A 15,907-nucleotide genomic window follows, 5' to 3' on the forward strand; every position below is an offset into this window, starting at 1 on the left:
TCCAGAGGAGGGGCGCGCGCAGCGCCCCTCCTCTGGCACGGAGTGATCCGCGGCGGTCGCAACCGCCGCGGAGAGCCCGACCCGCAGGTCGGGCGGACATGCGCCGAGGCCTCGCCCGCAGGCGAGGCCGAGGTGTGAAACTCATGTCACGGAGTGCACCGCTGAAGGCCCCGAACCCCGCGCGCCGCCGAAGCGGCGCGCTGCCCTACTTCCTGTTCTTCAGCGTCCGGGTGACCATCTCCGCGATGTCGCCCGGGAACTCCGCGACCTCGACGCCCGCCTTGCGGAAGGCCTCGATCTTGCTCTGGGCCGTGCCCATGCCGCGGCTCACGATGGCGCCCGCGTGGCCCATGCGCTTGCCTTCCGGGGCGCTGCGGCCCGCGATGTACGCGAACACGGGCTTCTTCACGTGCTTCGCGACGTACGCGGCGGCCTCCTCCTCGGCCGTGCCGCCGATCTCGCCCACGAGGACGATGGCCTCGGTGCGCGGGTCGGCGTTGAAGATCTCGAGAGCGTCGATGAAGTTCGTGCCGTTCACGGGGTCGCCGCCGAGGCCGAGGACGCCGGACTGGCCGACGCCCTTCTCGCTCAGCGCGTTCACGATCTCATAGGTGAGCGTGCCCGAGCGCGAGGCGACGCCGACGACGCCGGGCTTGAAGATCTTGTTCGGAAGGATGCCGAGCTTGACCTTCGCGCGCGGGTTCGCCATGCCGGGGCAGTTGGGGCCGAGGACGCGCGCGCCCTTCGTCTTCGCGTACCAGACGAACTGCATCGCGTCATGGTACGGGATGTGCTCGGTGATGACGACGACGGTCTTGATGCCGGCGTCGATCGCCTCCAGGACCGCGTCCTTCGTGAACTTCGCGGGGACGTACACGACGCTCGCGTTCGCGCCCGTCTTCTCGACGGCTTCGCGGCACGCGTCGAACACGGGCACGCCCTGCACCTTCTCGCCGCCCTTGCCGGGCGTGACGCCGCCCACGATCCGCGTGCCGAACTCGAGCATCTTCTCCGTGTGGAACTGGCCCTGGTGGCCCGTGATGCCCTGCACGATGACGCGCGTGTTCTCGTCGACGGGGAACCCGGGCCCGGGCGCGAAGACGCCGGGCGCGAGCTTCGGCGCCGCGACCTTCGCCTGCGCGACCACGCGCTTCGCGGTCCTGCGGACCTCCTTCTCGGCCGTCCGCGCGACCTTCCTCGCCTGCTTCACGGCCTTCGCGACGAGCCCCTTCGGCTTCGCGGCCTTCGCCTTCGACTTCGTCTTCTTCACGATGCGCGCCATTTCACCTCACCCCCGCCTTCGCCGCCGCGACGGGCGGGAGCGGCTGGCCGTCGCGCACGGCGCGGCCGACCTTGACCGTGAGCGCCGCGGCGTCGCGCAGCGTCTCGGCCGTGTAGAGTCCGGCCTCGCGCAGGATCGCGCGGGCCTCCTCCTCGTTCACGCCCTTGATGCGCGTGACGATCGGGAAGGGGATTTTCTCCTGGTCGAGGACCATCTTGAGGCCCTTCGCGACGGTGTCGCTCTTCGTGATGCCGCCGAAGAGGTTGAGCAGCATGACGCTCGGGTTCGCCTTCTTCATGAGGAGAACGCAGGCGCGCACCTTCTCCGGGTCGTCGGTGCCGCCGAGGTCGAGAAACACCCCGGCCTTGCCGCCGTAGTGGTTGATCGCGTCGAGCGTCGCCATCGTGAGGCCCGCGCCGTTCGCGATGATGCCGATGTCGCCCTCGAGCTGGATGAACGCGATGCCCTGCTCCTCGGCCTCCCACTCGAGCGGGGTCTTGTCCTCCTTCGGCGCCGCGATGTCCGTGTGCCGGAACGCCGCGTCGTCGTCGAGGATGACCTTCGCGTCGGCCGCGAGGACGCGGTTGTCGGGCGTCACCGCGAGCGGGTTGATCTCGAGGAGCTCCGCGTCCATCGTCGAGAAGCCCTTCACGAGCTTCTGCGCGATCGACTCGAGCTGCGAGCGGATGTTCTTGTCGAGGCCGAGGCCGTCGAAGAGCGCGCGGCCGTGGAACGGCTGCCAGCCCGTCACCGGGTTCACGTGCACGCGGCGGATCTTCGCGTCCGGCACGGCCTCGATCTCCACGCCGCCCTCGGTCGAGAAGAGCACGAGGGGCGTGCGCGTCGAGCGGTCGAGGAGGACGGAGAGGTAGAATTCGCGCGCGAAGTCGAGCTTCTCCACGAGGAAGACCTTCTCGACCGTGAGGCCCTTGATGTCCATCCCGAGCACCTGGCGGGTCTTCTTTTCCGCTTCCTGCGCATTGTCCGCGAACTGGATGCCGCCCGCCTTGCCGCGGCCCCCCACGAGGACCTGCGCCTTGATCACGAGCGGATAGGAGAGCTGGGCCTTCGCCCGCGCGAACTCCTCCATCGACGACACCACGATGCCCTTCGGCGTCGGGACGCCGAGGCGCTCGAAGACCTCGCGTCCCTGGTACTCATAGAGCTTCATCTAGCGCACGACCGGCGCGGGAATCGGCGGGTCCGATAAAAGCATTGCTTGGCGTTCGCGCGCGCCACGATCGGGCGCAGGGGCCCGGGTCCGGGCGCTGGGCGTCGGGTCCGGGACCGGGTCCGGGCCGGAACCGGGACCGCGCCGGGATTCGCGCCAGGATCCGGGTGTCCGATGACACGCTCGCCCGCGCGCGCATGAGTGGGTGGAGACTCGGAGTCGTCCAAGGGCGATGGAGGAACGCTCGCCCGCGCGCGCATGAGTGGGTGTGTTCACCCCTTTGTGCACGGCTTACGGTGCGGCGGGCGTCCCGGCACGGCGTGGCGCGCGCCGCCGCAGCGGGACCTTCGGCGTGAAACGCGCGCCACGGAGTGCACCGCTGAAGGCTCCGGACCCCGCTGACGACATCCCTTTATTCCCCCACGCCTATCCAGACCCGGACGACGCTAGCCTGCGTAAGCTTTGAATAGGGGAAGGCGTATCTCGGACGGCCAGTCCATCCCAGAGCGCGCCATCCATCGGTGTGGCGCGGGGTGCGCGAACGCAGGGTCCGGTCGTCGAGTCGAGGAAGGTCTCCTTTGGTGCGTGTTGCCGTCGCTTGTCCGTGGACGAGCCGCCGAGCATGGGCCATCGGGGTCCCCCGTGGGGCTCATAGCTCAGCTAGGTAGAGCGTCGGGCTTTTAACCCGATGGCCGGGGGTTCGAATCCCCCTGAGCCCGTGCCCCTCCCCCGCGTTTGCGCGCGCCGTGCGCGCCGAGCGGAGCCGGCGGTCGGCCGGCGGCGTCTGGGATCACGCGGGGAGTCGCTATGCAACGCACGGTGGATCGCATTCATTCGCGCCGGCCGCGGGCCGGGGCTTTCTGAGGTGTTGTCGTCATGGCCAAGGTCTTCGACGTCATGAAGCACGACCTCGTTCCGAAGCACGAGGTCTTGAGCGATGAGGACGCGCGGGCCGTCCTCGAGAAGTACGGCGTGAACCCGGACCAGCTCCCGCGCATCTACGCGTCGGATCCGGTCGCGCGGTCGATCCGCGCGCGCCCCGGGCAGATCCTGCGCATCCGGCGGAAGTCCCCGACCGCCGGCGAGGCCGTGGCGTACCGTTTCGTGGTGGGTGACTGAATGCGCGAGCTTGTTGACGCCTTCTACCGTGAGCGAAGCCTTGCGAACCACCACATCATGTCCTACAACGATTTCATCAACTTCTGGTTGCAGGACATCATCGACCACATCAAGGTCGGCGACGACGAGGCCGAGCGCGGCACCATCACGACGGACATCGAGGGCTACGAGGTCAAGCTCGGCAAGATCCGCGTCGGGAACCCCATCGTGAAGGAGGCCGACGGCTCGACCCGTCTCCTCACGCCCATGGAGGCGCGCCTGCGCAACCTCACGTACGAGGCTCCGATGTACCTCGAGTTCATCCCGATCATCGAGGGCGTCGAGCACGAGCCCGAGGAAGTCCGCATCGGCGACATGCCGATCATGGTCAAGTCGGCGAAGTGCAACATCACGAAGGAGAACCTCGAGCGCCACGAGGGCACGACCTTCACGGCCGAGGAGTACTACCGCCGCCTCATCGAGCTCCAGGAGGACCCGCTGGACATCGGCGGCTACTTCATCATCAACGGCACGGAGCGCGTCCTCATCTCCCTCGAGGACCTCGCGCCGAACCGCGTGCTCGTCGAGTACAACAAGCGCTACGGCCGCGACGTCCCGGTCGCGAAGGTGTTCTCGCAGCGCGAGGGCTACCGCGCGCTCGTCATCGTCGAAATGAAGAAGGACTCGACGCTCATGGTGTCCGTCCCCGCGGCCTCGGGCCAGATCCCGCTCGTCGTGCTCCTGCGCGGCCTCGGGATGGAGTCGGACGAGGACATCATGAACGGCATCGTGACGGACCCCGCGATGATGCCGTTCATCCTCTCGAACATCGAGGACTCCGTGAACGAGTACGGCGTCTCGAACCGCGAGGAGGCCATCGCGTGGCTCGGCAAGAAGCTCGCCGGCGGCCAGGCGAAGGAGTACCGCATCAAGCGCGTCGAGAGCCTCATGGACCGCTCGCTCCTGCCGCACCTCGGCAACGACCCGGACGACCGCATGAAGAAGGCGATCTTCCTCGGCCGCATGGCGCGCTCGGTGCTCGAGCTCCACCTCGACCACATCGGCGAGGACGACAAGGACCACTACGCGAACAAGCGCCTCAAGCTCGCGGGCGACCTCTGCGAGGACCTGTTCCGCGTCGCCTTCACGGGCCTCGTGAAGGACCTCAAGTACCAGCTCGAGCGCGCGCACTCGCGCAACCGCGAGCTCAAGGTGTCGACGGCGGTCCGCAGCGACGTCCTGTCACAGCGCCTCCTGCACGCGCTCGCGACGGGCAACTGGGTCGGCGGGCGCGCGGGCGTCTCGCAGCTCCTCGACCGGACCTGCAACCTCGCGACGCTCTCGCACCTGAGGCGCGTCATCAGCCCGCTCACGCGGTCGCAGCCCCACTTCGAGGCGCGCGACCTGCACCCGACGCAGTGGGGCCGTCTCTGCCCGAACGAGACGCCTGAAGGGCCCAACTGCGGTCTCGTGAAGAACATGGCCCTCATGACGGAGATCAGCGAGGGCTACGACGAGAAGGAGGTCCTGCAGATGGTGCGGGACCTCGGCGTCATGGAAATCCACAGCCGCGACGTGGACCTGGGGGTCTAAGCATGGCCGGAGAGCACATGGAAGGCGCGCGCGTGTACGTGAACGGCGATCTCGCGGGCCTCCACGAGAGCCCGAAGGAGCTCGTCGACAAGATCCGCGGCCGCCGCCGCCAGGGCCTTCTCACGAACGAGGTCAACGTGCGCTTCGACGAGAGCACGAACGACGTCATCATCAACTGCGACGCGGGCCGCGCCCGCCGCCCGCTCATCGTCGTGCGCGACGGCCGCCCGATGGTCACGGACGAGCACCTCAAGGACCTCCGCGACGGCAAGATCACGTGGAGCGACCTCATCCGCGAGGGCGTCGTCGAATACATCGACGCGGAAGAGGAGGAGAACCTCTACATCTCGCTCAACGAGGCGTCGCTCAACCCGGACCACACGCACATGGAGATCGACCCGATGGTCATCCTCGGGATCGCATCGAACATCGTCGTGTACCCCGAGCACAACTCGTCGCCCCGCATCACGATGGGCGCGGGCATGGGCAAGCAGTCCCTCGGCTTCGGGCAGAGCAACTTCCGCATCCGCCCCGAGACGCGCGGCCACCTGATGCACTACCCCCAGCCCCCGCTCGTGCGGACGAAGGGCATGGACTACATCAACTTCAGCCGCCGCCCGTCGGGCCAGAACTTCGTGGTCGCGGTCATCTCGTACCACGGCTACAACATGGAAGACGCGCTCATCGTCAACAAGTCGAGCCTCGAGCGCGGCCTCGGCCGGTCGAGCTTCTTCCGCACGTACGCCGCGGAGGAGCGCCGCTACCCCGGCGGGCAGGAGGACCACTTCGAGGTCCCCTCGCCCGACGTGAAGGGCGCCCGCGCGGAGGACGCGTACTCGAACCTCGGCGAGGACGGCCTCATCACGCCCGAGGTGGACGTGAAGGCCGGCGACGTGCTCATCGGCAAGACGAGCCCGCCCCGCTTCCTCGAGGAGCCCTCCGACTTCCTCACGCCGCAGAAGCGCCGCGAGACGTCGGTCACGGTCCGCCACGGCGAGAACGGCACGGTCGACACCGTGATGTTCACCGAGTCCTCGAACGGCTCGCGCCTCGTCAAGGTCAAGGTTCGCGACCAGCGCATCCCCGAGCTCGGCGACAAGTTCGCCTCGCGACACGGCCAGAAGGGCGTCATCGGCCTCATCGTGCCGCCCGAGAACATGCCCTTCAGCGAGCAGGGCGTGCCCCCGGACCTCATCATCAACCCGCACGCCATCCCGTCGCGCATGACGGTCGCGCACGTGCTCGAGATGATCGGCGGCAAGGTCGGCTCCATGGAGGGCCGCACGATCGACGGCTCGGCCTTCAGCGGCGAGGGCGAGATCGACCTCCGCAACGCGCTCCTGCGCGCCGGCTTCGACTACTCGTGCAAGGAGACGCTCTACGACGGCATCACGGGCGAGCAGATCCCCGCGGACATCTTCGTCGGCGTCATCTACTACCAGAAGCTGCACCACATGGTGAGCGGCAAGATGCACGCCCGCTCCCGCGGCCCGGTCCAGATCCTCACGCGCCAGCCCACCGAGGGCCGCGCGCGCGACGGCGGTCTCCGGTTCGGCGAGATGGAGCGGGACTGCCTCATCGGGCACGGCGCGGCCATGGTCATCAAGGACCGGCTGCTCGACGAGTCGGACCGCGTGACGGAGCTCGTGTGCCGCCACTGCGGCCACGTCGCCATGCAGGACCGCCGAGGCTTCATGCGCTGCCCAACGTGCGGTGACGAGGCCGACATCTACCCGGTCGAGATGAGCTACGCGTTCAAGCTGCTCCTCGACGAGCTGAAGAGTCTCACGGTCGCCCCCCGTCTCCAGCTGGAGGACCTGATCTAATGACGTCCATGATCACGAACGCCCCGAAGAAGATCGGGAGCATCGCGTTCGCGCTGCTCTCCCCGCAGGAGATCCGCGACATGTCGGCCACGAAGATCATCACGGCCGACACGTACGACGACGACGGCTTCCCGATCGACATGGGTCTCATGGACCCGCGTCTCGGCGTCATCGAGCCCGGCCTGCGCTGCAAGACCTGCGGCCGCACGGTCGGCGACTGCCCGGGCCACTTCGGCCACATCGACCTCGCGATGCCGGTCGTGCACGTGGGCTACACGAAGATCATCAAGAACGTCCTCCGCTCGACGTGCCGCGCGTGCGGCCGCATCCTTCTCGCCGACGAGCGCCTCGCGGAGCTCCGCCAGGTCCTCTCCGGGTGGAAGGAGGCGGGCAAGGACGTCAACGAGTTCGTGAAGGACGTCGTGAAGGAGGCCTCGAAGCCGGCCGAGGGCTGCCCGCACTGCGGCGAGGCCCAGAAGCGCATCGACTTCGAAAAGCCCACGACGTTCCGCGAGGACGGCCACAAGCTCACGCCCGTGGACGTCCGCGAGTGGCTCGAGAAGATCGGCGACGACGACCTCGACCTCCTCGGCGTCAACCCGCAGGTCGCGCGTCCCGAATGGATGATCCTCACGGTGCTCCCCGTGCCGCCCGTGACGATGCGGCCCTCGATCACGCTCGACTCCGGCGAGCGCTCCGAGGACGACCTCACGCACAAGCTCGTCGACGTGCTGCGCATCAACCAGCGCCTGCAGGAGAACCGAGACGCGGGCGCTCCGCAGCTCATCGTCGAGGACCTCTGGGAGCTCCTCCAGTACCACATCACGACGTACATGGACAACCAGACGTCGGGCATCCCGCCCGCGCGCCACCGCTCCGGCCGCCCCCTCAAGACGCTCTCGCAGCGCCTCAAGGGCAAGGAAGGCCGCTTCCGCTCGAACCTCTCGGGCAAGCGCGTCAACTTCTCGGCCCGGACGGTCGTGTCCCCGGACCCGAACATCTCGATCAACGAGGTCGGCGTGCCGGAGGAGGCCGCGAAGGAGCTGACGGTCCCGATGAAGGTCACGCCGTACAACATCGAGAAGGCCCAGGAGCTCGTGGCCCGCGGCCCGAGCACGTGGCCCGGCGTGAACTACGTCATCCGCAGCGACGGGCGCCGCCTGAAGGTCACGCCCATCAACGCGGCGGAGGTCGCGAAGCGCCTCGAGCCCGGCTTCATCGTCGAGCGCCACCTGCTCGACGGCGACATCGTGCTCTTCAACCGGCAACCCTCGCTCCACCGCATGTCGATGATGGCGCACGAGGTCCGCGTCATGCCGTACAAGACGTTCCGGGTCAACCTGAGCGTCTGCCCGCCGTACAACGCCGACTTCGACGGCGACGAAATGAACATGCACGTGCTGCAGGGCGAGGAGGCGCGCGCCGAGGCCAAGATCCTCATGCGCGTCCAGGAGCACATCCTGTCCCCGCGCTTCGGCGGCCCGATCATCGGCGCGATCCACGACGAGATCACGGGCGCGTTCCTGCTGACGTTCCGCGAGCGGACGTTCGCGAAGAGCGAGGTCCTCTCGATGCTCTCGGTCATCGGCCTCCGGCGCATCGACGAGCGCTTCAAGCCGAAGATGATCGACGGCGTCCCGCACTGGACCGGCAAGCAGGTCTTCTCGCACATCCTCCCGGCGGACTTCTCCCTGAAGTTCCACCCCGAGATCCGCGACCCCGAGATCTGCGTCGAGTGCAACTGCGCGGTCAAGGACTGCGCCCACGAGGGCATGACCGTCATCGAGAACGGCGAGGTCATCCACGGCCCGATCGACGAGAAGGCGATCGGCGCGTTCAAGGGCGAGATCCTGAACCGCATCATCCGCCGCTACGGCGCGACGGGGGCCCGCGTGTTCATTGACAACGTGACGCGACTCTGCATCGGCGCGATCATGGTCGTGGGCTTCACGACCGCGATCGACGACGAGGACATCCCGGAGGAGGCCCAGGCCGAGATCCGCGCGATGCTCACGGACTCGCGCTCGAAGGTCGAGAAGCTCGTCGAGGACTTCACGACGGGTCGCCTCGAGCAGATGCCGGGCCGCTCGATCGAGGAGACCCTCGAGCTGCAGATCATGCAGGAGCTCGGCCGGGCCCGTGACAAGGCCGGCAAGATCGCCGGGTCTCACCTCGGTCTCGAGAACAGCGCGGTCGTCATGGCCAAGTCGGGCGCCCGCGGCTCGATGCTCAACCTCTCGCAGATGGCCGGTTGCGTCGGTCAGCAGGCCGTCCGCGGCGAGCGCATCAAGCGAGGCTACCAGGGCCGCACGCTCCCCCACTTCAAGGTGGGCGACCTCGGCGCCGACGCGAAGGGCTTCGTCACGAACTCCTACAAGTCGGGCCTCACGCCCACCGAGTACTTCTTCCACTCGATGGGTGGCCGCGAAGGCCTCGTCGACACGGCCGTCCGCACGTCGCGGTCCGGCTACATGCAGCGCCGTCTCATCAACGCGCTCGAGGACCTGAAGATCGAGTACGACGGCACCGTGCGCAACACGGCCGGCACGATCATCCAGTTCGAGTACGGGGAGGACGGCATCGACCCCACGCGCTCGCTCAAGGGCAAGGCCGTCAACGTGAACGAGGCCATCCAGGAGGTCCTCGGCATCGACGTCGGCCCCGAGCGCACGACGCGCGGCAAGAGTACGTACGACCGCGAGGACGTCGAGCTCACGCGCTCGATGCTCGACGAGATCAGCGAAGAAAACGAGGGCGACACGGACTACGGAGGCGAGTGAAGATGGCGGACAAGAAGAAGGCATCCCCGAAGGCCGCCCCGAAGGACGCGAAGAAGCCGAAGAAGGAGGAGACCGCGCCGGTCGCCCCCGTCGAGGCCGCCGCCCCCGCGAAGGCGAAGGGCAAGAAGAAGGGCAAGGCCGAGGAGGCCGTCGCGCCCGTCGAGCCCGCGAAGCCGCTGACCCCCGCCGAGGAGCGCAAGCGCGCGATCAAGCTCTTCACGGAGATCCAGGGCGTCGGCAAGAGCAAGGCCGAGGCCTTGTTCGACGCCGGCTTCAAGACGAAGGAGTCGCTCATCGTCGCCCCCGTCGACGTCATCGCGGCCGCCGAGGGCATCGGCGCGAAGCTCGCGAAGGCGATCAAGGACGCGCTCCCGAAGGAGATCGAGGTCACCGAGTCCCAGATCACGGAGCTTCTCGCGCTCAAGGGCGTGGACAAGAAGAAGGCCGAGGCGCTCTATCGCCACGGCTTCCGCACGAAGGAGGACATCAAGCGGACCCCGATCGAGTACATCCTCGACATCGACGAGATCGACGAGGAGCTCGCGGAGTCGCTCATCAACCAGGTGACGGACCTCGAGGAGACCGTGGAGGAGTTCACGGAGATCCCCGGCGTCGGTCGCTCCAAGGCCGAGGCCCTCGTCGAGGCCGGCTACAAGACGATCTACGACCTCCAGCGCGCCTCGCTCGACGAGCTCGCGGAGGTCCAGGGCATCGGCGAGGAGCTCGCCGAGCGCATCAAGGACGAGGTCGGCGAGTTCGTCGACACCCGCGTCCAGTACGAGGGCGTCGAGTACGCCGAGTACCGGCCGCAGGAGCTCACGCCCGAGGAGAAGCGCGTGCGCGACGTCTCGGCCGCGATCAAGGCGTCCTTCCCGACGTACCTCGCGGACGAGCTCTCCCGGCGCCTCCGCGCGGGCCAGATCTCCGACAAGGAGCTCAAGCCCCGCATGCAGGCCTGGTGGGCGGTCTACGATCCGTTCCGCAAGCGCCTCGAGGCCCTGAACGCGTTCCTCCCGCCCTCGGTCGTTGTCGAGTTCATCACGAAGGTCGAGGCCCAGAAGATCCCCGACGCGAAGCTCGCGAAGATCGCGGAAGTCCTCTGGGACTCGTACCGCAGCCACCGCATCGACCCCACGGAGGCCGCGGGCATCCTCGGCGCCCAGTCGATCGGCGAGCCCGGCACGCAGATGACGATGCGTACGTTCCACTACGCCGGTGTGGCCGAGATCAACGTCACGCTCGGTCTCCCGCGCCTCATCGAGGTCGTGGACGCGCGCCGCATCCCGTCGACGCCGATGATGCAGATCTACCTCGAGGAGTCCCACCGCCAGGACGCCGAGAAGGTGCAGCGCATCGCGGCGGAGATCGAGACGACGGAGCTCATCGACATCGCGGACGTCGACACGGACCTCGGCACGTTCCAGGTCGTCGTGAAGCCGGACGAGAAGAAGCTCCACCGCAAGTCGATCACGGTCGACGAGATCGCGGACAAGCTCGGGAAGATCAAGAACGCGGACGTCATCCCGCAGCCCGACGGCACGATCCTCCTCAAGCCCACGGAGGGCGAGGAGCGGCCGTACAAGACGATCCAGCTCATCGCCGCCGAGGCGAAGAAGACGCAGATCAAGGGCATCCCCGAGATCGCGCGCGTCGTCATCCGCCGCGAGGCGGAGGGCTACATCATCTACACGGAGGGCTCGAACCTCGCCAAGGTCATGAAGATCGACGGCGTGGACACGACACGCACCACGACGAACAACTTCCGCGAGATCTGGGAAGTCCTCGGCATCGAGGCCGCCCGCTTCGCGATCATGGAGGAGGCCCACAAGACGCTCTCCGAGCAGGGCCTCACGGTGGACAAGCGCCACCTCATGCTTGTCGCGGACGTGATGACGGTCGACGGCACGATCCGCGCGATCGGTCGCCACGGCATCTCGGGCGAGAAGTCCTCGGTCCTCGCGCGCGCGGCGTTCGAGATCACGGTCAACCACCTCCTCGAGGCGGGCATGATCGGCGAGATCGACCCGCTCGAGGGCGTCGCGGAGAACATCATCGTTGGCCAGCCGGTCTCGCTCGGCACGGGCGCGGTGACGCTCCAGATGAAGCCCAACGCGTTCAAGGGCGCGAAGGTCAAGAAGTGGACCCCGCCGCCGGACTTCTACGCGACCGAGGCCGCCCCCGTTCCGCCGCCCGTCGCCCCCGAGGGCGACGCCGGGCCCATCACGCCCGGCGGCGAGGACGAGACGCCGAGCCTCATCGACAAGAAGGCCGAGTAAGGCGACCCGGCGCGTCCGCCTCGCGCGGGCGCGCCCCCTCCTCCCGCCGGAATGGCATCCGGGAGGAGCGGGGCGTCCACGTTAGATCCACGGGCTCCCGTCCGGGCCCGCCACGATCCCCTCCAGCTCGGGGCCTCGCCCGCGTCGGAGTCGGTCGACGCCGCGCGCTCGCGGGCCGCGCGGCCGTGAGGGAAGGACTGGAAGGGGCACGAAACATTCTTCGTGCGGGCCGCAAACTCGCCCCCGGGAGGCCACGTCCATGCGTCCGTCGCGTCTTCTCCTCACGGCGACCCTGCCCTTCGTCTGCCTCGCGCTCGCGGGCTGCATGTATCTCGACCAGTCCAACTACGAGGTCGACGTGACCTACGAGATCGACGAGGCCGATCCCCTGGCGCTCGAAGCGGCCGGCCAGCGGACGTGCATCGCGGCCGCCCAGGCGAGGGCCCCCGACCTCGGGTGTCCGTCCGAACCGACGGAGCGCGCTTACCCCCCGTCGGGCATCCGCGTCCTGGATGCGGCCTACGTCACGGCGGCCGGACCGAGCAACCCGAAGGACGGGCCCCAGAACGGCGACCTTCCGGGGGGCCTGAACCACATGGGCTACGACGTCCTGCGCGGAACCAACACGCAGCGCGCGTCGCAAGGCATCCTCCCGGCGATCATCACCCCGGGCCCGGGTCAATTCATCGCCTTCCTCGGCCGATGGGACAACGTCGACGGCGACGAAAACGTGGACGCGCTCGGGATCTGGGCCGCCCCGCCCCATCCGGAGAACGAGTGGGAGATCGTCCGGTTTGCGACCCTGTACGGTTACGTCGAGCCGGGTTCCCACCCGGCCTACCAGGCGTACGCGCGGCCCGAGTCCACGACGCCCGACCTCGTCTTCAGGTACGTCGATCAGACGAGCGCCACCGGTGGCGGTCTCTACCAGACGGACCGGGGCCGGTACATCCTCTTCCTGGACGGCAGCCTCTTCTCCACCCTCGAGGTCACGGTGGTGAGTGATCCCGTCCTCGCGCCCAGCCTCGACGGCCGGGCCTGGACGGGTCGTCCCGATTCCCGCGTGGACGTCGACCGCTACCACGCCGTCGCCCCGGGACCGATCGCCAGCCTCTACGGCGAGCTGGCGAAGCCGGTCACGGCGATCGGCAGTCCGTCGTACGGCACGTGTCCGAACGCGTGCCGTCTGGAGCCGGTGCGCGCGGGAGGCCTCCCGATCGAATCCGACCTGGGTCGCGTCCAGGGTTTCGTCTGGGCGCCCTACGAGCGCGAATGGCGCGAGGGAGGCGACGCTTCCGCGGCGGGTCGACACGACGAGTACCTCGAGCGATATGCGGGCTGGCTCGATCTGCTCCCGCGGTATGGGTACGCGGCCGCCCTTGCCGGAAGCTACGATGCCCTCGCCGCGCCCCCCGGATTCGCGGGGGCCGCTTCCCAGTCCTTCCCGCCGGGCTACTTCTCCTTCGACGTCTGGGTCGGCGTCTGGCACGACGCTTCGGGCGAAGGGGCCGTCGGGACGGCGCGGGCCGGCGACCTCTACGAGGGCGGCAACCGGCCGCTCCCGGACGATTACTACAATCCCCGCGGGGAATTCATCGGCGTCGGTCCGCGGAACCTCTCCCCGTCGGGGACATTCCAGGCGACCCTGGTGCCTCGGACCGACTGGGGCCCGCTCGGCGTCTACACGACCGTGGGCGGCGCGCCCGTTCCCTCGACCGCGCCGGACCCGGCGTGTCCGCTGCAGCTTCCCACGGGAACCTGCGTCCACGTCGGCGGATCGGCGCCGATCCGGGTGGACGTGAAGCTGACCGGAACGGCGGGCCACCTTCGGCCCCTCCAGCCGCTCTTCTTCCCCGCGGGGTCGGTCGATTTCACGGTGTGCACGACCCCGCTTGCGGTCGTGTTCGAGGAGACGGGCGTGGCGCAGGAGCAGTGGGTCTCGGACTGCGACACGATCGTCGCCTTCCGGCCTTGACGGCGGCGCGTCCGCCCCGGGCGCGCGGCCGCGTCGGCGTGGACGGCGCGACCGCTCCGTGGCGGCTCGCGCGCGACGGGCGTCGGCGCGGCGCCCCCGCGGACCGCGTCTCGCAGGGGTGGAAGCATTGAAGAGGAAGGGCGACGTGCTGCCCGCCAAAAACGATATATTCCACCATATCATACGGGTTATCATGACTCCCCCCCCCGGGTTGCGGTAGCGTGGGTGTGCGTTTTGATCGTCGGCACGGGTTTCGCGGCGAGCGCACCCCTTGCAGTGGCTGACCCGATCGAAGAATACCTCGACATTGACTGCCTGCTCTTCGGTGAAGGTGTTCCCGTGGAGTGCGTCCTTTCCGGACCTTGTGTCGAAATCGAGTGCTTCACGTGCCCTCCGGAAATCGTTGAGGCTTGCGGGGCCGTTGACGAGCTTTTGGCCCCGAAAATCATCACTTGCTCGGGTGGGGGCTCGACCGCGATGAGCATGGAAACCAAGTTGGCTGGCGCCCATCTCACGAACGAACCCGGCTCAAGCCACTGGACGGCCGTTTTCGATTCCAGCGTCGCCCCCTGGGAGTTGAAGTCCATGTACGGGCACGTCAGGACTCCCACCCATTCGGTGACCTATTCATCGAAGGAGATTTGGACGTGGACATTCACTGCCCTTCCCGTGCAAGGTTACTTTGGCGTCCACGTACGTTGCACACCGAACCCGCTCGATTCGAGCCAAGGGATCATCACCAGCGCCGACCACCACGGCCTCGGATTCCCGCTCATTGACGACCTCCCACTGATTGAATTGAGAGGGACGACGTGCGTATTCATCTGCTGAGGCAGGCGACTATGGCCCGGCCGAGCTTCTTCGTCCTCATTCTCCTCGCTTCGGGACTCTCCGGCTGCTTCGAAACAGCCACCCCTGACGAGGCAGGAGGAGGATCGTCATCGATGGCTGAGGTTGGCTTGACCAGGGCGGATACGACGTCGGCGGGCGGCGCGGTCACGCTCCTCGTGGACGTCGTCGAGGCGGGGCGAGCCGTCATCAACGTCTCGGCCATCCACCCCGGCAATGAGATTGTCGAAGACTGTGGTCGGCTCGCGCTCCAACTCCCCGATGAGATCCAGGGATGGATCTGGGCCGCATCATCAGGTCATGCGCTCGTGATCGGAACCGAGGGTCGACCCAAGGTTTACAACGTTTCAGGAACGAGGGAGAATTCCCAATTTCGAATCAACTACAAATCCGAATTTGAAGCGGAATTCCATGCAGGTGATCGCATCGCCATGGCACTCGCGGCGGGGTCGATCGATGGCGCGTTCATTCCAGCCGGAGTGCGTGTGGTGGGATCGAGTGCGCGCTTCTCCGTCGTCGAGCGCAAGTCTGAGGCGTACAGTTGTGGCTCGAATTTCTTCGACTTCGAGGGTGATCGTCTATCGGTGGGCGCTTGGCCCCTCGCGGCGGGCTATTCGGAACAATCGGTGAAAGTTGTGAGGACGGAGAATGGCACGTGGGGTTCATTCAGGATCGTCATGGGCCCCGCCGCCGTTTGCGAACTGGAGGTCCGAATCGATCAGAAAATGTTCGCGTCGACAGGCCAACAAACGCAGCATTGTCTGATCGACCTCCCGTGGGCGCCACCGGGCGACGTCTCGCTGATCGTCCGGAGGGAACTCTCCGCCGGCGGAACGGCCTCGCACTGGGAGATCTGGGACCGAGCGCTTCCGATGGAAGCTGCGCAGGAGGGTGAGGGGAGGCTCCAACCAACCAACCAATCCGCTGTGGCATACCCCGGGGTGGTCGCGACGTCACCCTTCGTTGCCGAAGCGCGATTGAACGGTCACGTCCGCTTCGATCGCTGAAGTCGGAATCTCGCCCTGGTCGAAGCCTTTAAGGCAGTGGCGGGTGTGCG

10 protein-coding genes and 1 tRNA gene are annotated in these 15,907 nt (G+C 67.6%); 9 read left to right on the forward strand and 2 right to left on the reverse strand.

Translation table 11 applies throughout. The features are described from left to right. Nucleotides 1-205: 205 nt before the first annotated feature. Both sucD and sucC read right to left on the reverse strand, forming a co-directional pair. Complete coding sequence (gene sucD, locus VM889_07045; protein HVL48295.1) at nt 206-1,282, reverse strand: succinate--CoA ligase subunit alpha; 1,077 nt, start codon at nt 1,280-1,282, stop codon at nt 206-208. A gap of 1 nt (nt 1,283) precedes the next feature. Beyond that, entirely contained in the window at nt 1,284-2,453 is a 1,170-nt protein-coding gene (gene sucC, locus VM889_07050) for an ADP-forming succinate--CoA ligase subunit beta (protein ID HVL48296.1), read from the reverse strand. Between the two features lie 645 nt (nt 2,454-3,098). Here sucC and VM889_07055 point away from each other — a divergent pair. From VM889_07055 to VM889_07095, 9 genes are all read left to right on the forward strand, one after another. After that, nucleotides 3,099-3,172, forward strand: a tRNA-Lys gene (locus tag VM889_07055). Nucleotides 3,173-3,329: 157 nt separating this feature from the next. Then, nucleotides 3,330-3,572 carry a DNA-directed RNA polymerase subunit H gene (locus VM889_07060; GenBank protein HVL48297.1) on the forward strand — a complete coding sequence of 81 codons (243 nt, stop codon included), beginning with the start codon at nt 3,330-3,332 and terminating at the stop codon, nt 3,570-3,572. Then, nucleotides 3,573-5,144: a DNA-directed RNA polymerase subunit B'' gene (locus VM889_07065; GenBank protein ID HVL48298.1), complete on the forward strand. Its 1,572-nt coding sequence runs from the start codon at nt 3,573-3,575 to the stop codon at nt 5,142-5,144. It begins immediately after the preceding gene. Between the two features lie 2 nt (nt 5,145-5,146). Further along, nucleotides 5,147-6,970 (forward strand): DNA-directed RNA polymerase subunit B, encoded by a 1,824-nt coding sequence (rpoB, locus tag VM889_07070; GenBank protein ID HVL48299.1) that lies wholly within the window; start codon nt 5,147-5,149, stop codon nt 6,968-6,970. Between the two features lie 8 nt (nt 6,971-6,978). Continuing rightward, nucleotides 6,979-9,750 carry a DNA-directed RNA polymerase subunit A' gene (locus tag VM889_07075; protein ID HVL48300.1) on the forward strand — a complete coding sequence of 924 codons (2,772 nt, stop codon included), beginning with the start codon at nt 6,979-6,981 and terminating at the stop codon, nt 9,748-9,750. Between the two features lie 2 nt (nt 9,751-9,752). After that, nucleotides 9,753-12,026, forward strand: coding sequence for a DNA-directed RNA polymerase subunit A'' (gene rpoA2, locus VM889_07080; GenBank protein HVL48301.1), 2,274 nt, complete (start codon nt 9,753-9,755; stop codon nt 12,024-12,026). 259 nt (nt 12,027-12,285) lie between these two features. Then, nucleotides 12,286-14,001 carry a hypothetical protein gene (locus VM889_07085; GenBank protein ID HVL48302.1) on the forward strand — a complete coding sequence of 572 codons (1,716 nt, stop codon included), beginning with the start codon at nt 12,286-12,288 and terminating at the stop codon, nt 13,999-14,001. Nucleotides 14,002-14,235: 234 nt separating this feature from the next. Continuing rightward, entirely contained in the window at nt 14,236-14,832 is a 597-nt protein-coding gene (locus VM889_07090) for a hypothetical protein (protein HVL48303.1), read from the forward strand. Between the two features lie 11 nt (nt 14,833-14,843). After that, nucleotides 14,844-15,857: a hypothetical protein gene (locus VM889_07095; GenBank protein ID HVL48304.1), complete on the forward strand. Its 1,014-nt coding sequence runs from the start codon at nt 14,844-14,846 to the stop codon at nt 15,855-15,857. Nucleotides 15,858-15,907 lie beyond the last annotated feature (50 nt).

It is taken from the genome of Candidatus Thermoplasmatota archaeon, from assembly GCA_035540375.1.
Lineage (GTDB): Archaea > Thermoplasmatota > SW-10-69-26 > JACQPN01 > JAJPHT01 > DATLGO01.

Bases quoted from the DNA above. Each gene is read 5' to 3' on its own strand.
- sucD (HVL48295.1), bottom strand. From the start codon at position 1,282: ATGGCGCGCATCGTGAAGAAGACGAAGTCGAAGGCGAAGGCCGCGAAG.
- sucC (HVL48296.1), bottom strand. From the start codon at position 2,453: ATGAAGCTCTATGAGTACCAGGGACGCGAGGTCTTCGAGCGCCTCGGC.
- VM889_07060 (HVL48297.1), top strand. From the start codon at position 3,330: ATGGCCAAGGTCTTCGACGTCATGAAGCACGACCTCGTTCCGAAGCAC.
- VM889_07065 (HVL48298.1), top strand. From the start codon at position 3,573: ATGCGCGAGCTTGTTGACGCCTTCTACCGTGAGCGAAGCCTTGCGAAC.
- rpoB (HVL48299.1), top strand. From the start codon at position 5,147: ATGGCCGGAGAGCACATGGAAGGCGCGCGCGTGTACGTGAACGGCGAT.
- VM889_07075 (HVL48300.1), top strand. From the start codon at position 6,979: ATGATCACGAACGCCCCGAAGAAGATCGGGAGCATCGCGTTCGCGCTG.
- rpoA2 (HVL48301.1), top strand. From the start codon at position 9,753: ATGGCGGACAAGAAGAAGGCATCCCCGAAGGCCGCCCCGAAGGACGCG.
- VM889_07085 (HVL48302.1), top strand. From the start codon at position 12,286: ATGCGTCCGTCGCGTCTTCTCCTCACGGCGACCCTGCCCTTCGTCTGC.
- VM889_07095 (HVL48304.1), top strand. From the start codon at position 14,844: ATGGCCCGGCCGAGCTTCTTCGTCCTCATTCTCCTCGCTTCGGGACTC.